The 25232-nt window shown below is 72.6% G+C and carries 21 protein-coding genes and 1 tRNA gene; 6 read left to right on the top strand and 16 right to left on the bottom strand.

Going from position 1 to position 25232, the window contains the following annotated elements; genetic code table 11:
• Window positions 1-53: 53 nt before the first annotated feature.
• The 7 genes from ACFY9V_RS12170 to ACFY9V_RS12200 all read right to left on the bottom strand — a co-directional run bounded on the left by ACFY9V_RS12170 (window position 54) and on the right by ACFY9V_RS12200 (window position 7867).
• Complete coding sequence (locus ACFY9V_RS12170; protein ID WP_391161073.1) at window positions 54-908, bottom strand: amidohydrolase family protein; 855 nt, start codon at window positions 906-908, stop codon at window positions 54-56.
• Between the two features lie 4 nt (window positions 909-912).
• The gene (locus ACFY9V_RS12175) at window positions 913-1902 is read right to left on the bottom strand and encodes an aldo/keto reductase (protein WP_391161075.1); all 990 of its coding nucleotides are present in this window, start codon (window positions 1900-1902) and stop codon (window positions 913-915) included.
• Window positions 1903-1930: 28 nt separating this feature from the next.
• Entirely contained in the window at window positions 1931-2968 is a 1038-nt protein-coding gene (locus ACFY9V_RS12180; protein ID WP_188282963.1) for an ABC transporter permease, read from the bottom strand.
• Window positions 2965-4551: an ATP-binding cassette domain-containing protein gene (locus tag ACFY9V_RS12185; protein ID WP_391161076.1), complete on the bottom strand. Its 1587-nt coding sequence runs from the start codon at window positions 4549-4551 to the stop codon at window positions 2965-2967. Before ACFY9V_RS12185 ends, ACFY9V_RS12180 begins: the two co-directional genes overlap by 4 nt.
• 3 nt (window positions 4552-4554) lie before the next feature.
• Window positions 4555-5592 carry a sugar ABC transporter substrate-binding protein gene (locus ACFY9V_RS12190; RefSeq protein ID WP_355333054.1) on the bottom strand — a complete coding sequence of 346 codons (1038 nt, stop codon included), beginning with the start codon at window positions 5590-5592 and terminating at the stop codon, window positions 4555-4557.
• 143 nt (window positions 5593-5735) lie between these two features.
• Window positions 5736-6545 (bottom strand): SDR family oxidoreductase, encoded by an 810-nt coding sequence (locus ACFY9V_RS12195; protein WP_391048258.1) that lies wholly within the window; start codon window positions 6543-6545, stop codon window positions 5736-5738.
• A complete protein-coding gene (locus ACFY9V_RS12200) occupies window positions 6542-7867 on the bottom strand; it encodes an L-fuconate dehydratase (protein WP_355333059.1) in 1326 nt (441 codons plus the stop codon). The genes ACFY9V_RS12195 and ACFY9V_RS12200 overlap by 4 nt, the downstream gene beginning before the upstream one ends.
• Before the next feature lie 281 nt (window positions 7868-8148).
• Here ACFY9V_RS12200 and ACFY9V_RS12205 point away from each other — a divergent pair, with 281 nt between their 5' ends.
• Entirely contained in the window at window positions 8149-9276 is a 1128-nt protein-coding gene (locus ACFY9V_RS12205; protein ID WP_391161078.1) for a PAC2 family protein, read from the top strand.
• A 59-nt stretch (window positions 9277-9335) separates the two neighbouring features.
• Here the strand turns inward: ACFY9V_RS12205 and ACFY9V_RS12210 are convergent, their stop codons facing one another.
• From ACFY9V_RS12210 to ACFY9V_RS12230, 5 genes are all read right to left on the bottom strand, one after another.
• On the bottom strand, window positions 9336-12389 hold the full coding sequence (locus ACFY9V_RS12210; protein ID WP_391161080.1) for an NPCBM/NEW2 domain-containing protein: 3054 nt from the start codon (window positions 12387-12389) through the stop codon (window positions 9336-9338).
• 123 nt (window positions 12390-12512) lie between these two features.
• Entirely contained in the window at window positions 12513-13742 is a 1230-nt protein-coding gene (mshC, locus tag ACFY9V_RS12215) for a cysteine--1-D-myo-inosityl 2-amino-2-deoxy-alpha-D-glucopyranoside ligase (RefSeq protein ID WP_391161082.1), read from the bottom strand.
• A gap of 117 nt (window positions 13743-13859) precedes the next feature.
• Window positions 13860-14783: an SCO1664 family protein gene (locus tag ACFY9V_RS12220; RefSeq protein ID WP_391161084.1), complete on the bottom strand. Its 924-nt coding sequence runs from the start codon at window positions 14781-14783 to the stop codon at window positions 13860-13862.
• Window positions 14747-15337 (bottom strand): DUF3090 domain-containing protein, encoded by a 591-nt coding sequence (locus ACFY9V_RS12225; RefSeq protein WP_355333071.1) that lies wholly within the window; start codon window positions 15335-15337, stop codon window positions 14747-14749. Before ACFY9V_RS12225 ends, ACFY9V_RS12220 begins: the two co-directional genes overlap by 37 nt.
• Before the next feature lie 102 nt (window positions 15338-15439).
• Window positions 15440-16159, bottom strand: coding sequence for an MSMEG_4193 family putative phosphomutase (locus ACFY9V_RS12230; protein WP_391048270.1), 720 nt, complete (start codon window positions 16157-16159; stop codon window positions 15440-15442).
• A gap of 194 nt (window positions 16160-16353) precedes the next feature.
• Here ACFY9V_RS12230 and ACFY9V_RS12235 point away from each other — a divergent pair, with 194 nt between their 5' ends.
• On the top strand, window positions 16354-16983 hold the full coding sequence (locus ACFY9V_RS12235; RefSeq protein ID WP_355333075.1) for a hypothetical protein: 630 nt from the start codon (window positions 16354-16356) through the stop codon (window positions 16981-16983).
• Window positions 16984-17163: 180 nt separating this feature from the next.
• Here the strand turns inward: ACFY9V_RS12235 and ACFY9V_RS12240 are convergent, their stop codons facing one another.
• Window positions 17164-18219, bottom strand: a complete 1056-nt coding sequence (locus tag ACFY9V_RS12240) for an LLM class F420-dependent oxidoreductase (protein ID WP_355333077.1) — start codon at window positions 18217-18219, stop codon at window positions 17164-17166.
• A 234-nt stretch (window positions 18220-18453) separates the two neighbouring features.
• On the opposite strand from ACFY9V_RS12240, the gene ACFY9V_RS12245 reads away from it, so the two are divergent.
• Both ACFY9V_RS12245 and ACFY9V_RS12250 read left to right on the top strand, forming a co-directional pair.
• The gene (locus tag ACFY9V_RS12245) at window positions 18454-19434 is read left to right on the top strand and encodes an aldo/keto reductase (protein ID WP_355333079.1); all 981 of its coding nucleotides are present in this window, start codon (window positions 18454-18456) and stop codon (window positions 19432-19434) included.
• Between the two features lie 358 nt (window positions 19435-19792).
• A complete protein-coding gene (locus tag ACFY9V_RS12250) occupies window positions 19793-22033 on the top strand; it encodes a helix-hairpin-helix domain-containing protein (protein ID WP_391161386.1) in 2241 nt (746 codons plus the stop codon).
• 184 nt (window positions 22034-22217) lie between these two features.
• Here the strand turns inward: ACFY9V_RS12250 and ACFY9V_RS12255 are convergent, their stop codons facing one another.
• A complete protein-coding gene (locus ACFY9V_RS12255; protein ID WP_391161087.1) occupies window positions 22218-22826 on the bottom strand; it encodes a hypothetical protein in 609 nt (202 codons plus the stop codon).
• Window positions 22827-22873: 47 nt separating this feature from the next.
• Between ACFY9V_RS12255 and ACFY9V_RS12260 the strand changes: the two genes are divergently transcribed.
• Window positions 22874-23062, top strand: a complete 189-nt coding sequence (locus ACFY9V_RS12260) for a DUF5703 family protein (protein WP_188283518.1) — start codon at window positions 22874-22876, stop codon at window positions 23060-23062.
• 120 nt (window positions 23063-23182) lie between these two features.
• Here the strand turns inward: ACFY9V_RS12260 and chpH are convergent, their stop codons facing one another.
• Both chpH and ACFY9V_RS12270 read right to left on the bottom strand, forming a co-directional pair.
• A complete protein-coding gene (gene chpH / locus ACFY9V_RS12265) occupies window positions 23183-23416 on the bottom strand; it encodes a chaplin ChpH (protein ID WP_355333084.1) in 234 nt (77 codons plus the stop codon).
• A gap of 146 nt (window positions 23417-23562) precedes the next feature.
• Window positions 23563-24900, bottom strand: a complete 1338-nt coding sequence (locus ACFY9V_RS12270) for a M20/M25/M40 family metallo-hydrolase (protein WP_355333086.1) — start codon at window positions 24898-24900, stop codon at window positions 23563-23565.
• Between the two features lie 246 nt (window positions 24901-25146).
• Here ACFY9V_RS12270 and ACFY9V_RS12275 point away from each other — a divergent pair.
• Window positions 25147-25231, top strand: a tRNA-Leu gene (locus ACFY9V_RS12275).
• The last annotated feature ends 1 nt before the right edge of the window (window position 25232 follow it).

Genomic DNA, 25232 nt, shown 5'->3' on the forward strand with positions numbered 1-25232 from the left:
CCGGCGAACGACCCGTCCGGGGCCGCGCCCCCGGGAACAGGCGCTGCACTGGCTCAGGGGCCCGACGGGGGCAGGTTCAGGGCGTAGAGCCGAACGGCGTTGCGGCCGAGGACGGCGTCGCGGGCGGCGGGGGTGAGAGGGGAGAGGGCGGCCTCGGCGAGGGCGACGACGGAGGAGTAATCGGCGGCGAGGGTGCACACGGGCCAGTCGGAGCCGAAGAGGAGCCGGTCGGGCCCGAAGGCGGCCAGGAGACGGCGGGCGTAGGGCAGCACGTCGGCGACGCACCACCGGTGCCAGTCGGCCTCCGTGACGAGCCCGGAGAGCTTGCACGAGACGTTCGGCAGCGCCGACAGCTCGGTCATGGAGGCGGCCCACGGCTCCCAGCCTCCGCCGCCGACCGGCGGCTTGGCGCCGTGGTCGAGGACGAACCGCACCTCGGGCAGCGCCCGCACCGTGTCGATGGCGGCGGGGAGCTGGTCGACGGTCACGAGCAGGTCGTAGACGAGCCCCGCGGCGCCGACGGCGGCGAGGCCGGACCTGACGTCGGCGCGCGCCAGCCATCCGGGGTCGGCCTCGTCCTGGACCTGGTGCCGTATGCCGACCAGGGGTCCGAGGGCGGCCAACGCACCCAGGGTGCCGGGGAGTTCGGGCGAGGTGAGGTCGGCCCAGCCAACGACCCCGGCGACCCGGCCGCCGGAGTCGCGGGCGAGGGCGAGGAGTTCGCGGGTCTCGTCGAGCGAGGAGCTGGACTGGACGAGCACGGTGGCGTCGATCCCGTGCGCGTCCAGCAGCGGAAGGAGTTCCGCGAGGCGGAACGTCCGGGCGATGGGGTCGAGTTCAGCCCCGGTCAGCCACGGCTGGGGGCGCCTTTCGAGGTCCCACAGATGGTGGTGGGCGTCGATCCGCATCGGGTCAGGCCCCCTCGGCGGGAGCCCTGAGCGGCAGCGGCGCGTCCTTGTCCAGCAGCCCGCGGGCGACCAGAGCGTGCCAGAGCGCGTCCGGGATGTCGTACGAGAACAGCTCCGCGTTGTCGCGCACCTCGGCGGCGTTGGCGGCGCCCACCACGGCCGAGACCACCGAGGGGTGCGCGAAGGGGTAGCGCAGTGCGGCGGCGCGCAGCGGGACGTGGAACTCGGCGCAGACGGCGGCGATGTGCTGCGCGCGGGCCAGGATCTCCGGTGGCGCTTCGACGTAGTTGTAGTGTGCGCCGGGTCGCGGGTCGGCCAGCAGGCCCGAGTTGTAGACGCCGCCCACGACGACCTTCGTACCGCGCCGTTCGCAGGCCGGCAGCAGGTCGTCCAGCGCGGTGCGTTCCAGCAGCGTCCAGCGGCCGGCGCACAGCACGACGTCGACATCGAGGTCCGCGACGAGGCGGGCGAGGATGTCGCTGTAGTTCATGCCGAAGCCGATGGCCTTGACCACGCCCTGGTCGCGCAGGTCGGCCAGGGCGGCGAAGCCGGTGTCGTAGATCTCCGGCAGGTGGTCCTCGGGGTCGTGCAGATAGACGATGTCGACGGCGTCCACGCCGAGCCGTTCCAGGGAACCCTCCAGCGTGGCGCGGATGCCGTCGGCGGTGTAGTCCCACTCCCGCGCGCGGGCCGGGGAGTCGGTGAAGCCCTGGCCGTCCGGGGCCTCGCCCGGCCGCAGGTCGCGCAGCCTGCGGCCGACCTTGGTGGAGAGCACGTACGTGGAGCGGTCCCGTCCGGCCAGCGCCCGGCCGAGCCGTTCCTCGGACCGGCCGAGACCGTAGTGCGGCGCCGTGTCGAGGTACACGGGCCCCGCGGCCCCCGTCTCGAAGGCGGCGGCCACGGTGGCCTCGGCCTCCTCCTCGGTGACGGCGCGGTAGAGGTTGCCCAGCGGCGCGCAGCCGAGGCCGAGCCGGGGCAGTACCGGTACGGGCATGGTGACGTTCTCTCCCTCGGGTATCCGGTCAGTCCTGCTTCTCGCCGCTCGCGAAGCGGGAGATGATCAGCGCGACGATGATGATCGCACCGTAGAGGAACTTGTCCCACAGCGGCGGCACACCGCCCAGCGTCGTGACGTTCACGACGAGTTGGAGCGCGACGACACCGGTCAGGGCGCCGAAGAGGGTGCCCTTGCCGCCGTTGAGGCTGACGCCGCCGATCACGGTGGCGGCGAAGACCTGGAAGATCCAGCCGTTGCCCTGGGTCGAGGAGATCGCGCCGTAGTGGCCGACGTAGAGCACACCGGCGAAGGCGGCGAGCAGGCCCGCGACGGCGAGGACGACCCAGGTGATGAGATCGACCCGGATACCGGCCGCGCGGGCCGCCTCCTTGTTCCCGCCGATCGCGTAGAGCGCCCGGCCGTGCCGCAGATAGCCGAGCGCCAGGCCGCCGAGGACGAAGAGCACCAGGCAGATCCAGACCGCGGCCGGGGCGCCGAGCCAGGACGCGCCGCCGAGGTAGGAGAAGGACGCGGGCACCTCGACGATGGACTTGCCCTGGGATATGCCGTCCTGGAGGCCGCGGAGCATGGTCAGCATGCCGAGGGTGGCGATGAAGCCGTTGACCCGCAGTTTCAGGATCAGGAATCCGTTGAAGCCGCCGATGAGCACGCCCACCAGCAGGCAGAGCGGGATCGAGGACCAGCCGGGCAGCAGCCCGATGCCGTGGTAGGTGGCGGAGCCGGTGCTCGGCATCACCAGCCACATGGCGATCACGGGGGCCACGCCGATGGTGGACTCCAGCGACAGGTCCATCCGGCCGGAGATCAGGATCATCGCCTCGCCGAGCACCAACAGGCTCAGCTCGCTGCACTGTTGGAGGACGCCGAGGAGGTTGTCGGAGGTCAGGAAGGTGGGCGACACGATGAAGCCGATGACGCCCAGCAGCAGGATCACCGGCAGCAGGGACAGGTCCCGGTAGCGGGTGAGCTGGATACGCGGCGCCGGCCGCCGGGTCTTGTCCGGTACCGCCACATCGGCGGTCAACTGACTGGTGTCACTCATTCCTCGGCTCCCTCGTCGCCGCCCGAGGGCAGCCCTTCCATGGCCGAGACCAGGTCCCGGTCGCTCCATCCGCTGCCGAACTCGGCGATCACCCGCCCGTGGAAGAGCGCGATCACCCGGTCGCAGACCCGCAGGTCGTCCAGTTCGTCGGAGACGATCACGGCGGCGTCGCCGCGGTCCGCGACGCCTCTGACCACGCCGAGCAGCGCGTCCTTGGACTTCACGTCCACGCCCGCGGTGGGCCGGACGGCCACCAGCACGCGCGGGTCGCGGGCCAGGGCGCGGGCGATGACGACCTTCTGCTGGTTGCCGCCGGACAGGTCGGCCACCGGCTGGGCCGGTCCCGAGGTCTTGATGTCCAGCGAGCTGATCATGCGCTGTGCGAATTCCCTGGTCCTGGACGGCAGGACCGTGCCGTACGGGCCGAGTTGGTCGGTCACGGTGAGGGTGGCGTTCTCCGCGACGCTGCGGCCGAGCACCAGGCCCTGCCGGTGCCGGTCCTCGGGTACGTAGCCGATCCCGGCGCCGAGCGCGTGCGGGACGCTGCCGGGGCGTACGGCCTTGCCCGCGACCAGGGTCCGGCCGCCGGTGGCCTTGCGCAGCCCGACCAGGGTCTCGCCGAGCGCGGTGTTGCCGCTGGCGGTGGCCCCGGCCAGGCCCAGCACCTCGCCGGGGCGTACGGCGAAGTCGATGCTGTCGAAGGCGCCGTCGAGCACGAGCCCTTCGGCGCGCAGGACGGCGTCCCCGGTGTCCGCGGCGCCCTTGGAGACCGGCACCGACAGCGAGGTGGACAGCGCCTTGGACGCCGACTCGTCGGCCGACCCCCGTGCGTGCCAGGCCAGTTCGGCCTGCGCCGCCTCACCGGTCATCGCCTCGACCAGTTCCGCCTTGCTCAACTCGGCGACGGGCGCGGTCACGACATGGCGGGCGTCACGGTAGACCGTGACGGTGCTGCACAGGTCGTAGACCTCCTGGAGGTGGTGCGAGATGAACAGGAAGGCCACGCCCTGCTGTTGGAGGCCGCGCAGCTTGGTGAAGAGCCGCTCGATGCCCGCCGCGTCGAGCTGCGCGGTGGGCTCGTCCAGGATGATGAAGCGCGCGCCGAAGGACAGGGCCCGCGCGATCTCCACGAACTGCCCCTGCTCGACGGTGAGATCACCGGCGCGCGCGGTCGGGTCGACGTCGACCCCGTACTCGGCGAGCAGGTCGCGGGCCCGGCCGCGCAGCGCGGACCAGCGGATCCGGCCGTGGCCGAATCTGTTCAGGAACAGATTCTCCGCGACGGTCAGATCGGGGACGACCATCGACTTCTGGTAGACGCAGGCCACTTTGGACTGCCAGGCGGCGGTGTCGCCGGGCGCGGGGGCGGGCTTCCCGAGGAAGGAGACCCGCCCGGCGTCCGGGGCGTGCAGCCCGGTCAGCACGGAGACCAGGGTGGACTTGCCCGCCCCGTTGCGGCCGACGAGCGCGTGCGAGTCGCCGGCCGCGACGGTGATGCCCACCCGGTCCAGGGCCACGGTGGCCCCGAACCGTTTGACGATGCCCTCCGCGTGGACCGCGGGGGGCGGTACGGCCTCGGCCATGGGTCAGCTCTTCCCGAGCTGGTTGGCCCACAGGCTCGCGTCGTCCACGTTGTCCTTGGTGACCAGCGGGGCGGGGAGCTGGTCCTCGAGACCGTTGGGGATCTTGATGATCGTGGAGTCGTGGTCGGTCGGGCCCGGCTGGAAGGTCTTCCCGGCCAGTGCCTCCTTGGCGTAGTACAGCGCGTACTTCGCGTACAGGTCGGCGGGCTGGGAGATGGTGGCGTCGATCTGCCCGGCCTTGATGGCCTTGAACTCCTCGGGGATGCCGTCGTTGGAGATGATCGTGATGTGTCCCGGCGTGCCCGGCGGCTTGAGCAGGTTCTTCTGCTGGAGCAGCGCGAGGGTCGGCTGGAGGAAGACCCCGCCGGCCTGCATGTAGATGCCGTTCAGGTCCGGGTCGGCGGCCAGCGTGGTCTGCAGCTTGGCCGAGGCGGTGGCGCCGTCCCAGTTGGTGACCAGCGGGATCACCTTGATGTTCGGGAATTTGCTCTTCATGCAGGCGGCGAACGCCTCCGAGCGGTCGCGGCCGTTGATCGAGGACAGGTCGCCCTCGAACTCCGCGATCTTGCCCTTGCCCTTGAGCTGTTCGCCCAGGTACTCGCACGCCTTCGTGCCGTACGCCTTGTTGTCCGCGCGGACGACCATGTACACCGGGCCCTTGTCGGGGCGGGTGTCGACGCTGATCACCGGGATCTTCTTCTTGGCCATCTGCTCCAGGGTGGAGGCGATGGCGCCGGTGTCCTGCGGGGCCATCACGAGCGCCTTGGCGCCCTCGTTGGCGAAGCTCTGCACGTTCGCGACGAGCTTGCCGATGTCGTTCTGCGAGTTGGTGCGGGGCAGGGCCGAGACGTCACCGGCCTTGACGCCCTTTTCTATGTAGCTGTTGTACGAGTTCCAGAAGTCGCTGTCGGAGCGCGGCAGGTCGATGCCGACCTTGCCGGAGCTGCCCGCCTTGCTGTCGCTTCCCCGGTTGCAACCGGCGAGCGCGGTGACCGCGAGCAGTGCGGCACAGGCGGCCACGGTCGTTCTGCGCAGTCTCATCGTCGAGCCCTGCCCTTCGAATTGTGTGTCGGCTCTGCGGAGGATGTGGTGCGGGGGCGGTGCCTGAGGTGCGGAGGAGCTGAGGTGCGGAGGAGCTGACGTACTTGGGGACAACTGCCGTGCGCGGAAGCCGGGGTGGCGGCTCAGCTTCCGGCGGGGCGCAGGCGCAGTCCCTGCATTCCGCCGTCGACGGCGAGCGCGGTTCCGGTCACGCTCGCCGCGGCGGGACTCGCCAGGTAGACGATGGCCGCGGCGACCTCGTCGGCGGACACCAGCCGTCCCAGGGGCTGGCGTGCGTCGAGTGCCGCGCGCTCGGCGGCCGGGTCCTCGGCCTGGTCGAGGAGGCGGCCGATCCAGGGGGTGTCGGCGGTTCCGGGGTTCACGCAGTTGACCCGTACGCCCTCGCGTACGTGGTCGGCGGCCATCGCCAGGGTGAGGGCGAGCACCGCGCCCTTGCTCGCGCTGTACAGCGCCCGCTGCGGCAGTCCCGCGGTCGCGGCGATCGAGCAGGTGTGGGTGATGGAGGCGCTGCCCGGCCGGGCGGCGGCGGCCTCGCGCAGGTGCGGCAGGGCGGCGCGGGCGGTCCGCATCATGCCCAGGACGTTGATGTCCAGCACGCGCTGCCACTCGTCGTCCGGGTTGTCCTCGACGGTGCCGATGGCGCCGATCCCGGCGTTGCTCACCACGATGTGCAGGCTGCCGAGTTCGGCGACGGCCGCGCCGACCGCGGCCCGTACGTCCTCGTCCGAGGTGACGTCGGCGGTGACGGGGACGGTGCCGCTCGGCGCGCCCGCGGTGTCGCGGTCGAGTACGGCGACGCGCGCGCCGCGGGCGGTCAGCAGCGCCGCGGTGGCGGCGCCGATCCCGGAGGCGCCGCCGGTGACGAGGGCGGTGAGGCCCGCGAGGTCCTGGGCGGCGGAGGCGGCGTGCGTCGGATCGGCGCTGGTGCTCATCGGGTCAGCTCCTGTCGGGCCTGTCGCGCCTGCCACACCGGGCCGTCCGGGTAGCGGTAGTCGGCGAGCGACTCCGGGACCATACGGGCGGAGAAGCCGGGCGCGGCAGGGGCGCGGTATCGGCCGTGGTCCATCACCACGGGATCGGTGAAGTGTTCGTGCAGGTGCGGGACGTACTCGATCACCCGGTTGTCCCAGGTGCCGGAGACGGCGACGTAGTCGAACATCGACAGGTGCTGGACGAGTTCGCACAGGCCCACGCCGCCGGCGTGCGGGCAGACCGGGACGCCGAATTTGGCGGCGAGCAGCAGGATCGCGATGTTCTCGTTGACCCCGGCGACGCGGGCCGCGTCGATCTGGACGAAGTCCACAGCGCCGGCCTGGAGGAGCTGCTTGAACACCACGCGATTGGCGACGTGTTCGCCGGTCGCGACCGGCACCGGCTGGCCCGCGCGGATCGCGGCGTGCGCGAGGACGTCGTCGGGGCTGGTCGGCTCCTCGATCCAGTACGGGTCGAAGGGCGCCAGCGCCCGCATCCAGTCCACGGCGTCGGAGACGTCCCAGCGCTGGTTGGCGTCGACCGCGATCCTGATGTCGGGGCCGACCGCGTCGCGGGCCAGCCGCATCCGGCGCAGGTCGTCGTCCAGGTCGCCGCCGACCTTGAGCTTGATCTGCTGGAAGCCCGCGGCGACGGCCTCCTTCGACAGCCGGGTCAACTTGTCGTCGGAGTAGCCGATCCAGCCGGGTTCCGTGGTGTAGGCGGGGTAGCCGCGACGGCGCAGTTCCGCGGCGCGCTCGGCGCGGCCCGGCTCGGCGCGGCGGAGGATCTCCAGCGCCTCGTCGCGGGTCATGGCGTCGCTGAGGTAGCGGAAGTCGACCATGTCCACGAGCTGTTCCGGGCTCATCCCGGCCAGCAGTTCCCAGACCGGCAGTCCGGCCCGGCGGGCGGCCAGGTCCCAGGCGGCGTTGACCACCGCCCCGGCGGCCATGTGCATCACGCCCTTCTCCGGGCCGAGCCAGCGCAGTTGGGAGTCGTGGGTGAGCAGCCGGTAGAAGCCGCCAAGATCACCCGTGACACTGTCCACCGAGCGGCCGACCACGTAGGGTCGCAGTGTCCTGATCGCCGCGGCGACGACGTCGTTGCCGCGCCCGATCGTGAAGCAGAGACCGTAGCCCGCCAGGCCGCCGGGCGAGTCCGTACGGAGCATGACGTAGGCGGCGGAGTAGTCGGGGTCGGGATTCATGGCGTCCGAGCCGTCGAGCTGCTCCGAGGTCGGAAAGCGGATGTCGTACACGTCGACCTCGGTAATGGTCGGACTCATGCACACCCCCGTCGTGAGACATCGGATCTTTTCTTGATGATCCGATGTATAGCGGCGCGCGGGGCCGGAAGTCCAGGGGCGAGGCCAAACTTTGTGGGCAACAGATCGGATGTCTCACCTGGTGGCGCTGCCGGTGACTCATCGGGGGCCGCGCTGGGGATCATCCAGCTACGAGAACCACGGCACCGGCCTCGGTACGCCGTAGGCTGGTGCCGCACGTGCAGGAACAGCAGCCGGTACGGGGACGGCACCGCTCCCCTCCGGTCGGAAGGAGGCGCTGGGTGATCGAGCTCGAGGGGGTACCCGAGCTGATCGACCCGGTCATGGTGGCCGCGTTCGAGGGCTGGAACGACGCCGGGGACGCCGCCTCGACCGCGGTCGGGCACATGGACCGGGAGTTCAAGGGCGAGGTCTTCGCGGCGCTCGACGCCGAGGACTACTACGACTTCCAGGTGAACCGCCCCACGGTCTGGATGGACGCCGGGGTACGGCGGGTCGTATGGCCCACGACCCGGCTCTCGGTCGTCAGGATCACGACGCCCAAGCCCCGCGACCTGGTGCTGGTCCGCGGGATCGAGCCCAGCATGCGCTGGCGCTCGTTCTGCAACGAGATCCTGGGCTTCGCCCACGAGCTGGGCGTCGAGATGGTCGTGGTGCTGGGCGCGCTGCTCGGCGACACCCCGCACACCCGGCCGGTCCCGGTCACCGGGGTGACCTCGGACCCCGACCTGGCGACGACGCTCAATCTGGAGGAGTCGCGCTACGAGGGGCCGACCGGCATCGTCGGCATCCTCCAGGAGGCGTGCACGCACGCGGGCATCCCCGCGGTGAGCCTGTGGGCGGCGGTGCCGCACTATGTGTCGCAGCCGCCCAACCCCAAGGCCACCCTGGCGCTGCTCAACCGCCTCGAGGACCTGCTCGACCTGCGCATCCCGCAGGGCGAGCTGCCCGAGGACGCGCGCGCCTGGCAGGTCGGCGTGGACCAGCTCGCCGCCGAGGACAGCGAGGTCGCGGAGTACGTCCAGACGCTGGAGGAGGCGCGGGACACCGCGGAGCTGCCCGAGGCGTCGGGTGAGGCCATCGCCAAGGAGTTCGAGCGCTATCTGCGCCGCCGCGACCCGCAGGCCGGGGAGTACGCGAGCGAGGGTGACGGCGGGGTGCCGCAGTTCCGGGACCGTGCGCAGTCGCCGCGGCTGGACCCGGACAGCGGCGCGGGCGCGGGCACGGACACCGATACGGACGACGGCGCCGACAAGGACGCCGCAGCCGAGGCCGAGGCCGACAAGAAGGCCGACCGCAAGGCCGCCCCCGACGCCGACACGGAGACCGAGGCCGCCAAGGACGGGGAAGGCGACCTGGACGCCCCAAACGGGGACGGGGACGGCGACGGGGACGGCCGCGAGGAGTAGACCGCGCGACGGACGGGGGTGAGGGGGGCGCGCCGCGCGCACCCCTCACCCTCAACCGGTCACGCGCAGTGGAACCGCGCCCCCGCCCAGTCCCCGTGGTCACCGCTGAGCGACGTCGCCGCCGGGGTGATCTTCAGATGGACGTGCCGGGCCCCGGTCACCGGTACCGACACCGGCACGGTGGCCGACGCCCCGGTGAGCACGGGCGAGGTCCACAGCGTGACGCCGTCCGCGACGACGGAGAAGGTCACCGAGCCGTAGCCGCCGATCTCGTCGTCGATGCCCACGTCCGAGGTGAACACCGAGCACCGGCCGCCGAGGTACACCTCGACGTCGGAGGCCGCGTGCGCCCCGATGCCCTTGGCGTACGTAATCCCGTCCAGGGTCAGCGTGTGCCCGTCGGCCGCGCCCGACTCGCCGTTGCTGCGGTCGCGTTCCGGCGGCCCCCAGCCGTTGGTCGAGGTCAGCCAGGTCAGATCCCCGGCATACGTGTCGGCCGTCGGCGGCGCGGGCATCGCCGCGACCGCGAACGGCTGGACGGCGACCCGGCCGGGCGCCGACGACAGGTAGTCGGCCCGCGCGGTGAGCACGGCCTGTCCGGCCGTGACCCCGGCGGGCGGTGTCACCGAGAAGCGCAGCCGCTTGGTGTTCCCCGCGGTCAGCACGGGCACGGTCTGCGGCGCCGACACCTTCCAGCCGTCCGGCGCCCGGAGCGAGACCTTGGCGCCGACCACCGGCAGCTTGCCCGCGGTCAGGTCCACGGCGACGTCGGAGGCGACCCCGGCGCCGGTCTCCTGGCCCGCGGGCGCGGAGACCACCGCGGCCGAGCCCGGCACACGTCCGCCGAGCGCGCTGGAGCCCGCCAGCCGCAGCCGGAACGCCTGTGCGGTGGACCGGGTCGCGGTCTTCACCCGGACCACTCCCCCGCGGTCGGCGGGGTCGTACCACCAGCCCTGCGTCGCCTTGTCGAAGGCGGCCTCGGTGCCCAGCCGGGGCAGCACCTTGCTGTCGAGCAGCACCGCGCCGGGCGCGTCACCGGTGTGCAGGGTGAACGCGTACGGCCGGGCGGTCTGCTTGCCCCGGAAGTCGCCGACGCTCGCGCCGACGTCCACCGTCACCTCGCCCGCGCCGGACTTCGGCGCGGTGACCGTGACCTTCTGCCGCGCGTACTTCCCCGCGCGGCTCTGCCGGGTCACGCCGTCGTCCTCGTAGAGGGTGAAGGACGAGGTGCCCTGCGGGTAGACGTCCCAGGCCACCGGGGAGTCGGCCGTACGGTCCCGGTACGACCTGATGCCGGGCCACATCGGCACGGCGGCACCGGCCTTGACGAACAGCGGCAGGGTGCCCAGCGGCGCGCTGTAGCCGTCGACCGTGGTCGGCCCCTGGTAGATCCGGCCGGTCCAGTAGTCGGTCCAGGTGCCCTTGGGCAGGTAGATGCCGTCGCGCACCGCGGAGTCCTCGTAGACCGGCGCGACCAGGAAGTCCTGCCCTGACAGGAACTCGTACTTCGCCGCGCCGGTCGCCGCCACCGGGTCGTCCGGGTACTCCAGCGCCAGCGGGCGCACCGCGCCGACACCGGTCCTGTTCGCCTCGGCCGCGTAGCTGTACATGTACGGCAGCAGCGACTCCTTGAGCTTGAGGTACTGGCGGTTGATCGAGGTGTACGGCTCCCCGTACTGATAGGGCTGTTTGTCGCTGGCGGCCCAGCCGTCCATCGTCATGACGGCGGGCAGGAAGGACTTCCACTCCAGGTCGCGGGTGTACGTGTCGGGGCTGCCGCCGAAGATGCCGTCGATGTCGCCCGAGGTGTAGGCCAGGCCCGACATCGTGGCGCCCGCGTAGGTCGGGATCTGCCAGCGGATGTAGTCCCAGGTGCCGTACTGGTCGCCGGACCACTGCACGCCGCAGCGCTGCGCGCCCGCCCAGCTCTCCGGCGCCCAGGTGAAGCCGCGGGCGTCGCTGTTGTCCTCGATGCCCTGGTAGGCGTCCTTGCAGCCGTCCAGCGCGTGCTTGTAGCCGTCGCCGACCCAGGCCACGTCGAGCTTGGCGACCCGCTGGCCCGCCTTGACCTGGTCGGCGAGCTTGTCCAGGCCGTCCTCGGTCCACAGGCCGAGCTTCATGTCCTGCTTCGCCAGGCCCGCCGACGTCTCCGGCAGGTTCTCGTACCCGCAGCCGTAGCCGTCGTTGACGAGCATCCAGCCGTTGGGCATGTCGTTGGCGGTGTAGTCGGCGGCCACGTCGAGCGCGTCGAGGGTGTGGCGTTCGCCGCGGTTGGCGTTGTGCAGGTAGCAGTCGGAGTCGCCCGGCTCCAGGCCGTAGACCGGGGGCAGGAAGGGCTTGCCGGTCAGCTTGGTGTAGTCGCCGATCACCCTCTTGGCGTCGCCCGCGAAGTAGTAGGCGTCGAAGCGCTGTTCCTCGGCGCTCGCGGTCACCGGCTCGCCGAAGCTGTAGGTGTTGGGCGCGTAGGTGTTGCGGAAGACGCCGTATCCGGCCGTGGAGAGGTAGAACGGCACGGAGTTGGGGTGCCCGCCGTCGTTCCAGTTGCCGTCCACGCCGACCTGGAGGGTCTGGCCGCGGTGCGAGGTGTTGCCGCGGCCGTTCTGCATGCCGCCGCCGTAGAACTGCTCGGCCGCGCCGCGGTCGAGGGTCTGGGTCGTGCTGTCCTTGGTCCAGCTCAGCGGCTTCGTCTCGGACCAGACCCGGGTGCCGTCGGCCCGGTAGAGGGCGAAGCGCAGCGGCGCCTTGTAGGCCCGCAGTGTGACGGCCGAGGTGCTCAACTCGTAGGCGTCGCCCGCGTCCTTCCAGCGTGTGGCGGGCGGCGCGCCCTGCGGCAGGACGATGTCGTCGCCGGTCGGATCGGTGAAGGCGCCGTCCGGGGCCAGTTCGATGCGGAAGGTGTCGGCCGACACGAAGCTGACCCGGGCCAGGGCCTGACCCGCGTGCAGCCGGTAGACGGCGCCGGCGTGGTCGAAGCCGGTCACGTCCCCCACGGAGGTCTCGGCGGTCGCGGTGGGTGCGGCGGCCTGCGCGCCGCCGGGTCCCGTGAAGGCCATGAGCAGACCGAGCACGGCTGCACCGACCAGCGCCACTCTAGTGCGCACTCTTGTTTGCATGAAGCGTGTTTAGCGCAAAATCGAGCATGGGACCATGGGCGGAACGGAAGCGGAACGGAAACCGCCCTCGGACTCGGGGTGAGTCCAAGGGCGGTCACGGGTGGGGCGGTTGGGGTGTGCGGGCTACAGCGCGACTCCGAGCAGCGCGTCCACCGTGCGCGACACCAGGCCGGGCGCGCCGGTCTCGGTGCCGCCCTCGGACTCCTGCGCGGCGGCCCAGCGGTCCACGGCGGCCAGGGCGCGCGGCGCGTCGAGGTCGTCGGCCAGCGCCTCGCGGATCTCTTCGAGCAGCGCGTCGGCGGACGGCCCGTCCGGCCGGGAGACGGCGGCCCGCCAGCGCGCGAGCCGCTCGACCGCCTCGGCGAGCACGGCGTCGGTCCACTCCCAGTCGGCGCGGTAGTGGTGGGCGAGCAGCGCGAGCCGGATCGCCGCCGGGTCGACGCCGTCGCGGCGCAGCGTGGAGACGAAGACCAGATTCCCCTTGGACTTCGACATCTTCTCGCCGTGCAGCGCGACCATCCCCGCGTGCACGTACGCCTTCGCGTACGGGTACTCGCCGGTGAGCGCCTGGGCGTGCGAGGCGCCCATCTCGTGGTGCGGGAAGGCCAGGTCGGAGCCGCCGCCCTGGACGTCGAATCCCATGCCGAGGTGGTCGAGCGCGATGGCCACGCACTCGATGTGCCAGCCGGGGCGGCCGGGGCCGAGCGAGCCGCCGTCCCAGCTCGGCTCGCCCTCGCGGGCGCCCATCCACAGCATCGGGTCCAGCGGGTTCTTCTTGCCCGGCCGGTCCGGGTCGCCGCCGCGCTCGGCGGAGAGCGCGCGCATCGTGGCGGCGTCGAGCCCGGAGACCTTGCCGAAGTCGGGGTCGGCGGCGATCGAGAAGTACGTGTCGACGCCGAGTTCGTACGCCGCGCCCGCGTCCCGCAGCCGCTCGATCAGCGGGACGATGCCCGGAATGGCCTCGACCGCGCCGATGTAGTGGGCGGGCGGCAGCATCCGCAGCGCGGTCATGTCCTCGCGGAACAGCGCGGTCTCCCGCTCGGCCAGCTCGACCCAGTCGACGTCGGTCGCGTTGGCCCGCTCCAGCAGCGGATCGTCGATGTCCGTGACGTTCTGGACGTACTCCACCTGGCGCTTCGTGTCGAGCCACACGCGCTGCACGAGGTCGAACGCGTTGTACGTGGCCGCGTGCCCCAGGTGAGTGGCGTCGTAGGGGGTGATCCCGCAGACGTAGATCCGGGCCACCGGGCCCGGATCGATCGTCAGCGGCCCACCGGTCGCGGTGTCGTGGAGACGGAGTGCGCGTCCAGTGCCGGGAAGGGCGGGGACGTCGGAAGCGGGCCAGGCATGCATGTCATGAGATTAACCGTGCAGACGACTGGCAAACGAACCGGAGCTGGGGCAATGCCGGACGAGGCGGCTCGGGCGCGCTGCCGGAACGCTCTCCCGGACGGCCCGGAGCGCCCCGCTTCAGACCGGCGGCCAGGGGATCGACGGCCACTCGCCGCCGGGCTCGGGATGCACTCCCGACCGCAGCAGCCGCTCGGTCCTGGCCCGTACGGCGGCCGTCTCGGCGGGGGTGATCAGCTCGGCGAGCCGGTCGCCGAGCGCCCCCGCCAGCTCCGCCTGGAGCTTGCGCAGTACGGCCACGGCCTCGTCCGGCAGCGGCTCGCCCGCCCAGCCCCACAGCAGGGTGCGCAGCTTGTCCTCGGTGTGGAACGTCACTCCGTGGTCGATGCCGTAGAGCCGCCCGTCGGCGGTCTGGAGCAGGTGGCCGCCCTTGCGGTCGGCGTTGTTGATGACGGCGTCCAGCACGGCCAGGCGGCGCAGGCGTATGTCGTCGGCGTGCACCAGCAGGGCGGTGCGGCCGTTCTCCAGCCGGGCCTCGACGACGGGCTTCCAGCCGGGGGCGGGCTCGGTGTCCTCGGTCAGCCCGAAGAGCTCCGGCTGCGCGGGGTCGGTGTCGGTGTCGGAGTTGGGGTCGGCGGCGGCGTCCGGGGCCTCGTCGGGGCCGGCTTCCGTATCCGTATCCGTACCCGAATCCGTGTCCGCGGTCAGGTCCGGCGGGTCGATCCAGAGCTGGACCATGCCCTCGCCGTACGGTCCGTCGCGCAGCACGGTGGGCGGCACCAGGCCCCAGCCGGTCGCCTCGGAGACCAGGTACGCGGCCACCTCGCGCTGGGCCAGGGTGCCGTCGGGGAAGTCCCACAGCGGGCGTTCCCCGGCCACCGGCTTGTACACGCAGGCGAGCGCGCGGCCCTCGTACTCGGTCTCGCAGAACAGCACGGCGTTGGAGGCGTCGCGCACCTGGCCGCGCACGGTCAGCTCGCCGTGGACGAGGGCCTCGGTGCCGGGGCTCAGGCCGACCTCCGGTACCCGTTCTGACGCGGGCATACGTGTCCTTCCGGGTCCAGGGGGAGGCTGCACAGTGGGCACGGCGGGCGCCCCGCGGAGACCACGTCGAGCGCGCGCTTGGCGAAGGAGCGGGCCTGGGCGCCGGTCAGCAGGACGCGCAGCAGCGGCGGGCCGTTCTCGTCGTCCTGGAGCAGCTCTTCCTCGGCCGCCTCCAGGTCGTCCTCGTCCTCACCGGACAGCTCGACCAGCGCCTGCGCCTCGATGACCATCCGCTCGTGGGCGCCGTCCCAGGCCAGGGCCATGGTGCCGACCCGGAACTCCTCCTCGACGGGGGCGTCCAGCGGGGCGGAGTCGGCCAGTTCCGCGGGGGCGACGGCGGGTACCGAGGCGTTGCCGCCCGACCTGCGCACCACCTCGTCCAGCAGCTCGTCCACCCGCTCGGCGAGCGCCGCGACCTGCGTCTTCTCCAGCGCCACGCTGGTGGTCCTGCCCGCCGCGGTGGCCTGGAGGAAGAAGGTCCGCTGACCCGGCTGGCCGACTGTCCCGGCCACGAAACGGTCCGGCTGCTCGTAGAAGAAGACCTGACGGGGCACGTCCCGCTCCGTTATCTCGACTGAATCGCTGCTTTGGCGCGATGCGTTCTGGTGGCATTCACTGGTTCCACTGCCGGTCCCCCACCCTACTGCGGAAGCTGATCACAGGGCGCCGGTGGAGCCTCCGACGACCGCGTCGTCCTCGTTGCCCTGCGCCTTGTCGTGCGGCTTGTCCCGCGGCGGGGGCGGGATCAGCGGGGTCAGGTCGCCGGTGTCGCCGAGTCGGAGCAGGAAGGGGCGGTACGGGGTGTAGCGGATGACGGTCACCGAGCAGGGGTCGGTGCTGATCCGCTGGAAGAGGTCTAGGTGCATGCCAAGCGCGTCGGCGGCCAGCGACTTGATGATGTCGCCGTGCGAGCACACCAGGTACAGCGCGTCGGGCCCGTGCTCGGCCTCGATCCTGGCGTTCCAGTCCCGTACGGCGTCCACCGCGCGGGCCTGCATCGCGCGCAGCGACTCGCCGTTCTCACCGGGGAAGACGGCCGCCGAGGGGTGCCGCTGGACGGTCGCCCACATCGGCTCCTCCGCCAGTTCGGCCAGCTTGCGGCCCGTCCAGTCGCCGTAGTGGCACTCGCCGACCCGCTCGTCGGTGTGCAGCGGCAGCTCGGGGCGCGTGTCGAGCAGCGGTCCTACGGTCTCCTGGCAGCGTTGCAGCGGACTGCACACGACGGCGGCGAGCGGCAGTGCGGCGAGTCGGGCGGCGAGCACGGTCGCCTGGGCCCGGCCGGTGTCGTCCAGGGCGACGCCCGGACTCCATCCGGCCAGCACTCCGTCGGCGTTGGCGGTCGACCGGCCGTGCCGGACAAGGATCACGGTGGGCATGTCCGCCACCGTAACCCTTCCGCCGCCGACCCGTTGTGCTGGGTGACGGCCGTGGCGGGGAAGATCCCCCCGAGCCCCCACCACGGCCGCTGAATTCCCTGCGATCCACTGCCCCCGGCCTAGCCCTCGCCGACTTGCCTCATAGGTAAGGTCTAGGGGTCGGGGGGCCCTTCAGTTTTCGGGCAGCAGTCGGGATGGCGAAGCAGGTGGAGATGTTCAGCAAGGCGACGAGGAGCCGTCCGAGCGCGCGCCGGAGTGGTCCGGCCGGCTCTGACTGGTCTCCGTACGGCCGCCTGGAGGACGCCGCCGACGCGTATTTCCTGCACGCGGACGTCGCGCTCGACGCCATCGAGGGTGTGCTGGGCCGCCGGCGCGTGCGCGGCTTCACCCTGGAGCGGGTGGTCGACCTGACCGAGGCGGGCACCTCGGTGTGGCAGGAGGCCGCGGTGTGCGACGGGCGGCGGCTGATCCTGTGGCACAGCGAGGAGTTGGCGGACGACAAGGCGCCGGGCGGCACCGTACTGGACTCGTCGGTGCAGGTGCTGCCGCTGGACTCGATCGGGCACGTCGGGATGCGCACCCTGGTCGGCCGCGACGAGGGCGGGCAGCGGATCGACCGCGGGGTCTATCTGGTGCTGGCCACCGCGATGCCGCACGAGATGAGCGCGGTGCAGGCCGACCCGGATTCGCCGCTGCCGGTCGCCTCCGCCAAATTCCGCCCCGAGGCGTTCCGTTTCAGCAAGTCCCTGGACGACGGCGGCGCCGGGCAGATAGCGCGACTCATCGCCTTCGGGCGGCTGTTGGGGCGGCTGGTACCGAGCTGAGCGCGGCGCTGGGCCGGGCCGGGCCGTCATGAGGACGGGCGCTGGGCCGCGTCGAGGCGGGCGCCGCGCACGGCCCCGCGCGCGTCGAGCGGCACGGGGCCATGACCGGCCCATCGGACCGACATCAGCACGGGGCCGTGGCCGGCCCCCTTCGGGCCGACCCGTCGTCACGTCCTCGCCTTACGCCCCCGCGAGCCCGGCCCGCTCCAGCGCCTCGACGCCCGCCCGTACGCCCGCGATCCGCTCGTCCCGCGTGAATCCGGCGGGCGTGATGTTGAGCGTGGTGACCCCGGCGTCGGCGTACTCGCGCAGCCGGTCCGCGATCCGGTCGACCGTGCCGAGCAGGCAGGTGGAGTCGATGAGGTCCTGCGGCACGGCCGCCCCCGCGCCGTTCTTGTCGCCCGCCAGGTACTTGTCCTGGATCTCGGCGGCCTCCTTCTCGTACCCCATGCGCTGCGCGAGCTGGTTGTAGAAGTTCTGCTTGCGGCTGCCCATGCCGCCGACGTACAGCGCGGTGTACGGGCGGAAGATGTCGGCCAGCGCCGGGACGTCCTCGCCGAGGGCGAGCGGCAGGGTCGGGCTGACGTCGAAGCCGTCCAGCGTCAGACCGGCCTTCTCGCGCCCGGCCCTGATGTGCCGCAGCGCGGTGTCCTCCAGGTGCGCGGCGGACGGGAAGATCAGCAGGGCGCCGTCGGCGATCTCGCCGGTCTGCTCCAGGTTCTTCGGGCCGATCGCGGCGATGTAGAGCGGGATGTGCTCGCGCTCGGGGTGCACGGTGAGCTTGATCGGCTTGCCGGGGCCGCCGGGCAGCGGCAGCGTCCAGTGCTCGCCCTCGTAGCTCAGCCGCTCGCGGGACATCGCCTTGCGGACGATCTCCACGTACTCGCGGGTGCGGGAGAGCGGCTTGTCGAACTTGACGCCGTACCAGCCCTCGGAGACCTGCGGGCCCGACACGCCGAGACCGAGGCGGAACCGGCCGCCGGACAGCGAGTCCAGGGTCGCGGCGGTCATCGCCGTCATCGCGGGGGCACGCGCCGGGATCTGGAAGATCGCCGAGCCGACGTCGATCCGCTCGGTCTGCGCGGCGACCCAGGAGAGCACGGTGGGGCCGTCGGATCCGTACGCCTCGGCGGCCCAGCACACGTCGTAGCCGAGCCGGTCCGCCTCCTGGGCGACGGCGAGGTTGTCCGCGTCCATCCCGGCGCCCCAGTAGCCGAGGTTGATCCCGAGCCGCATACCGCTCCTCTTTCCGCCGCCGTGTCGTCGCTGTCGCGTCGTCGCTCTCGCGTCCGTCGCTCTCGCGTCCGTCGCTGTCAGGTCTTCGCTGTCATGTCACCGCCGTCGTCCGCCGACATACTGGCGAGTAACGTCGTTGTACCTCCGGACTGTAGCGCCCCGCCGCGGCACGGGGCCCTGTCAGGTACGTCACTGCCGCCCATTCGGCCGGTGCGGGCAGTAATCTCAGCGCCCATGGAGCATAGGCACCTGGGCCGCACCGGGTTGCGCGTGTCCCGACTCGGTCTCGGCACGCTCACCTGGGGACGCAACACCGGCGAACGCGACGCCGCCGACCAGCTCAAGGCGTTCTGGGACGCCGGGGGCAGCCTGGTCGACACGGCGGACGTGTACGCCGACGGCGGCGCCGAGTATCTGCTCGGGCGGCTGATCGAGGATCTCGTGCCGCGGGCCGATCTGGTGATCTCCACCAAGGCGGGCAGCGTGCCGGACCCCGACCGGCGGTTCGACGCCTCGCGCGGACACCTGCTGTCCGCGCTCGACGCGTCCTTGCAGCGGCTGGGCACGGACTACGTCGACCTCTGGCAGGTGCACGCCTTCGACCCCGGTACGCCCACGGAGGAGACGCTCCAGGCGCTGGACATCGCCGTCAGTTCCGGCCGCGCGCGGTACGTCGGCGTCTCCAACTTCTGCGGCTGGCAGCTCGCCAAGGCCGCCGCGTGGCAGCTCGCCGCGCCCGGGCGGACGCCGCTGGCCAGTACGCAGATGGAGTACTCGCTCCTCCAGCGGGGCGTGGAGCGCGAGGTGCTGCCCGCCGCGATCGACCTCGGGGTCGGCCTGCTGCCCTCCTCGCCGCTCGGCCGCGGTGTGCTCACCGGCAAGTACCGCAACGGCACGCCGCCCGAGTCGCGCGGCGGCTCCGACGACATGGCCGCCTTCGTCGCCCCCTACCTCGACGAGACCGCCCGGCTCATCGTGGACGCCCTCGCGATAGCGGCCGACGGCCTGGCGGTCTCCCCGCTGCACGTCGCCCTCGCCTGGGTACGCGACCGGCCCGGTGTCGCCGCCCCCATCCTCGGCGCGCGCAACGCGCAGCAGCTCATCGCCTCGTTGTCAGTGGAGGCGCTTACGCTTCCGGAAGAGATCTGCCTGGCGCTCGACGACGTGTCAGCACCCCTGCACCGCTATCCGGACCACGACTGGAGCACGCTCTGAACGGCACGCAAGCCTCCCGCCGGTCCACCACCCCACGGAGGCCGCAGTGACCGAATCCCCCACTCCCCCGCCGCCGAGCGGCCCCGCCGGAGGCCCGGCGAACCCACCGGCCGCCGCGGACGGCCCGTCCTCCGGGGGCGGCTCGCGGACGGCCCCGCAGGAGCGGCCCACGGGCACGGCGTCCGCCGCGGTGCCGGGGAGCCGTGCCGCCGCCAAGCCGGTCGCCGACGTGGCCGCGCTGGCCGCCGCCGTCCGCTCGATCGAGCGCGGCGACAATCCGGCGGCGCCCGCGCCGCGCGGTGACGCGGCCGAAGCCCGCCGCAAGCGGCGCGAGGCGATGGCGGCGGAGGCCGCCACCATGCAGGCCGCGGAGGCGGCGGAGGTCGGCGCCGGTGCCCCGGCGGGGACGGACGGCGCGGACAGTGCGCCGGAGGCCGACGCGGAGGCGACAGACGACGCCCAGTCGTCCGTGGAGGCGACGGACGGGAGCGGGGACGAGGACGGCGCCGAGGAGCCGTCAGGGGCCGGAACGGAGGCGTCCGAGACGGGAGTTACGGCCCCGGACGCCGGGGCGGACGGACCCGCGTCGGGAGCCACGGGTCCTGCCCCGGGGCCGCGGCCGTCCGCCGGGGCCGACGCGCCCCAGAGCGGAGTCACAGGTCCCGGCACCACGCCGCAGGCATCGGCCGGGGCCGACGGCCCTCAGGACGGGCGCGAGGGCCACGGCGAGGCTCCGGCGGCCTCCGGGGCGGGCGCGGCGGCCGGTGTCGAGGCGCGGCCTCGGGCCGGGGCGGGCGCGGCGTCCGGCGGCGGGGCGGCTTCGGCCGGGGCGCGGGTGCGCGAGGGCGGCTTGCGGAAGGCGGCCGTTGATCCGGCGGCCGTCGCGGCGGCGAAGGCCGTGCTGGAAGAGGGCGGCGCGCCAGGGGAGTTGGCGGAGGCGGCGGTCAGGGCGCTCGGGGAGCGGGCGGGGGAGGCACTGCGGGAGGACCCGTGGCTGGTGCTCGGCCTGCCCGGCGTACGGGTGGAACCGGCGGACACCTTCGCCCGCGCGCTGCTCGGCGCGCAGTGCCGCCCGGACGACGAGCGGCGGGCGAACGCGCTGGTCGGCTGGCTGCTGGAGCGCGCCGCCGAGAAGGGGCACACAGCCCTGCGGTCGGCAGAGCTACAGGCGGAGCTGGCAGCCCGCGCCGTACCGGACCCGGCGGCGGCCGTGGCCTCCGCCGTGGCCGACGGCCAGGTGCTCGTCTTCCCCGAGCACCCCGCGCACCCCGCGACGGCCTCGGAGGCCGCGAGCGAGGAGGAGGACGAGGGCGAGGACGGCGCGGCGGACGTACCGCTGCTGATCGGCCTCGACCGGTACGCGCTGGCGGAGGAGAGCCTGGCGGACGGCTGTGTGCGGCTGCTGCGCTCCTTCGAGGGCGACCACGGCACGGACTGGGAGAAGGCCGCCGCGGGCGCGCCGTCGAAGTCGGCGGCGGAGCTGATCAGGGCCGCCGCGGGCAGCGGCCTGGTCGTGCACTCCGGCGGCGAGGCGGCCCGCGAGGAGCCGACCGCCCTGGTGGCCGCGGCGCGCGCGGCGGGCCTGCGGGCGTACGCCGCCGCGTACACGGCGAACGGCAGGCGGCGGCTGGCCGAGGCGCTCGGCGAGGACGCGGCCGTGACGGTCGAGGCGCTGCTGGCCGGTACGCAGGGCCCCGGCAGGTCCGGCGACGGCGCCCTCGCCCTGGACCTGCTCGCGGTGCTCGACGCCCAGCAGTTGGGCATCGAGGAGGCCGCCTCGCTGGTGGAGGCGGTGCCGGACGGCGCCCGGCTGGTGTTCAGCGGCGACGAGCACGCGATGTGGTCGGCGGGCCCCGGTCTGGCCTTCGCCGACATGCTGGCCGCCAAGTCCTGCCCGCGGGTCGCCTCCCGCACCCCGGACCCCGGCCCGATCGGCGAGCTGGTCTCGCTCATCGGCATCGGCGAACTCGCCCCGGTCGAGGCCCCGGACAAGGAGGTCGTCGTCGTCCCCGTACGCGACCCGCGCGAGGCCGTGCACCGTACGGTGCAGCTCGTCGCCGACTCCGTACCGCGCGCCATCGGCGTACCGGCGGAGCGGACCCAGGTGATCACGCCGGGGCACGGCGGCGCGGTCGGCACCCGCGTGCTCAACGCGGCGCTCAAAGAACGGCTGAATCCCGGCCCCGGCCGCTTCGCCGGTTTCGACCCCGGCGACCGCGTCGTCCACGTACCGGTCCCCGGCCGTACGCTGCCCGGCACGGTCGTCGGCGCGGAGCCGGACGGACTGCGGCTGGAGTGCGAGGACGGGCCGGTGCTGGTGCCGCGCGCGGACGTGGCGACGACCGTACGGCACGCCTGGGCGATCACCGGGCACCAGGCGGCCGGGATGCGCTGGCCCGCGGTCGTGGTGGTCGTACCGGGCGACGCGGGGCCGCTGCTCACCCGGTCCTGGGTCTACACGGCGTTCGCGCGCGGCGAGCGGCACCTGTCGGTCGTCCAGGGCGCCGATCAGGGCCTGGCCCAGGCCGTGGCCGGTCCCCAGGCCGCGCCGCGCACGACCCGGCTGGTGACCGTGCTGCGGGAGCTGGCCGCCGACTGACGGGCGGCGCGGGCCCCGTACGGCTCAGCCGCCGCCCACCGGCCCGGCGGCTCCGTACGGCTCAGCCGCCGCCCACCGGCCCGGCGGGCCCGTACGGACCCGTCCCGCCGCCCACCGGCTCCGGACGCGCCTGGGGGCGGACAGCGCCCGCTGTCCGCCCCCTCCTGGCGCTCGGGCGACCCGCTCAGTCCGGGTCGAGCACGCTCAGCTCGTCGTCGAAGACGGCGCTCACGTCGAAGCGGCAGATGACGAGCTGCGGGTCGGCCTGCTCGAAGGGCGCGTCCAGCCACTCCCCCGGTTCCGCGGCCTCCGGCACGGCCGACACCCACACCGTGGAGTCGCCCTCCTCCAGGCCGAACTCCTTGTGGCGCTGGGCGATCTCGTCCGGCTCGTACTCGCCGAAGATCACCCCGACCGCCGCGTTCACCGTGGCGTCCGCCGCGCCGTCGCCGTCATCGGCCCTTCTGGCCTGCGCGAACAGCCGGGTGGGCTCAACGATCGTGTAGTCGCGGCGGATCAGCACACTGATGGCCTCCGGGTCCTCGGGACCGGTGTACTCCGGCAGTGAGTCGCCCGCGGGCACCTCGAAGGGAGTCACCTCGTCGTAGGTGTCGTACAGCAACTCGTCATACGACTCGGCGGCCGAAGCCAGCGACTCGAACGCCGCGTAGACGGCGGGATCGTCTTCGCCCGTACGGTTCTCGATCGCCTCGAGGTGGCGGTCCAGCGCGGCCTTGACCGCCTCGACAGCGGCTCGGACCTCGGCAACGGTGGGCTGCACGTCATCAGACATGAGGCAGACGCTATCCGCACCGGGGCGTTGCCCGCACAATAGATGCGATGCCGGAATACGAATTCAGAGAGATGTACGTCGCACGCGGGGTCTCCCGCAAGGACGCGACACGACTGCTCACGGACGAGGCCGAGTACGGGCACTGGGAACTGGACCGGGTGCGCCTCTACCCCGACGGCAGCCGCAGAGTGCGGTTGCGCCGCCGGATCATCCGCCAGGTGCGGGCCACATGGTGAGACGCGCGACGGTGGGACGCGGGGTCCGCCGCAGACACGGCCCGGCCCCGGAGCGCGGCATACGCGCTTCCGGGGCCGGTTCCGACGGTTCGGACCACAGGGGTTCCGAACGCCTTCGGACTACTTGTTGACGCAGTAGTTGCCGAAGGCCGGGTTGAGCAGACCGATCACGGAGACCGTGTTGCCGCACAGGTTCACCGGCACGTGCACGGGGATCTGGATCAGGTTGCCGGACAGCACACCGGGCGACTGCACAGCGGCGCCCTGGGCGCCGGAGTCGGCGACAGCCATGCCCGCACCCGCGAGCACGAGACCGCCGGTGACAGCCGCAGCGGCTACGACCTTCTTGATCATTTTCTTCCTCCTGATTGACAAGTGCGGTCCCAGCCGCGGACCACACACGTCGTAACGAAGCCGGAGGAATAGAGCTACGAAAGCACTGGATCATTCACTCGTCCCAGCGATCCGGGCCGCCCGTACTCGTACGGGCGGCCGAACCGTCAGCAGTTCTCGATGAAACGATCGAGCACCCGGACCCCGAACCGCAGGCCGTCCACCGGCACCCGCTCGTCAACACCGTGGAACATCCCGGCGAAGTCCAGCTCCGGCGGGAGCTGGAGCGGCGCGAAGCCGAAGCAGCGGATGCCCAGGTCGTCGAAGGACTTCGCGTCGGTGCCGCCGGAGAGCATGTACGGCACGGCGCGCGCGATCGGGTCCTCCGCCTTGAGGGCAAGCTGCATGGCGTCCACCAGGGAGCCGTCGAAGTCCGTCTCCAGCGCCTTGTCGGAGTGCACCGACTCGCGCTTGACGCGCGGGCCGAGGATCCGGTCGAGGTCGGCCAGGAACTCCTCCTCGTAGCCCGGCAGGAAGCGGCCGTCGACGTGGGCGGTGGCCTGGCCGGGGATCACGTTCACCTTGTAGCCCGCGCCGAGCATCGTCGGGGCCGCGGTGTTCCGCAGGGTCGTGCCGATCATCTTGGCGACGCCGCCGAGCTTGGCGAGCGTCGTCTCCATGTCCTCCGGGTCCAGCTCCACCCCGAAGGCGTCCGACAGCTCGTCGAGGAAGCCGCGGACGGACTTGGTGACGCGGACCGGGAACTCGTGCCTGCCGAGCCGCCCGACGGCCTCGCACAGCTCGGTGATCGCGTTGTCGTTGTTGGTCATCGAGCCGTGCCCCGCGGTGCCGTCCACCGTGAGCCGCATCCAGTGCATGCCCTTCTGGGCGGTCTCGATCAGGTACAGCCGCAGGTTCTCGTTGACGGTGAAGGAGAAGCCGCCGACCTCGCCGATCGCCTCCGTCACGCCCTCGAAGAGGTCGGGGTGCTTGTCGACCAGGTGCCGGGCGCCGTACACACCGCCCGCCTCCTCGTCCGCGACGAAGGCGAGCACGATGTCGCGCGGCGGCTTGCGCCCGCTGCGCAGCCGGTCGCGTACGACCGCCAGCGTCATCGCGTCCATGTCCTTCATGTCGACCGCGCCCCGGCCCCACACGCAGCCGTCGGCGATCTCGCCGGAGAACGGGTGGTGCGTCCAGTCATCCGCGTTGGCCGGGACCACGTCGGTGTGCCCGTGGATCAGCAGCGCGGGCCGCGAGCGGTCCTCGCCCTCGATCCGCGCCACCGTGGACGCCCGGCCCTGGTGCGACTCGAAGATCCGCGGTTCGAGGCCCACCTCGGCGAGCTTCTCCGCGACGTACTCCGCCGCCGCCCGCTCTCCCGGCCCCGAGTGGTCGCCGTAGTTGCTGGTGTCGATCCGGATCAGCTCACTGCACAGGTCGACGACCTCGTCCTCGCCCGTGACCGTCCCGTTCTCCGCCCTGCCCGGCCCCGACTCGCTCACGCTGTCTCCTCGCTCGTTGCCTGCCGCGTCCGCCCACCACCCGGGCGACCGCGGCCGATGCCTCCCCCCATCCTCCCCCGACACCCCCACCCCGCCCAAGGCTCCCCTCCGGGCCCTCACCCCGGGCCCCGCGCACAGCCCCTTCATCGGCCCCCTCGGCCCGCTCCGCGCCCGTGATCGACGTGACCGGATCTTTGCTATGGTTTACCTCGTCGCCACGGCCCATAGGCCGAGGTGAAACACCCCGTCCGGGTGGCGGAATGGCAGACGCGCTAGCTTGAGGTGCTAGTGCCCTTTATCGGGCGTGGGGGTTCAAGTCCCCCCTCGGACAC

The organism is Streptomyces sp. NPDC008317 (assembly GCF_042955955.1).
In the GTDB taxonomy this organism is placed as follows: domain Bacteria; phylum Actinomycetota; class Actinomycetes; order Streptomycetales; family Streptomycetaceae; genus Actinacidiphila.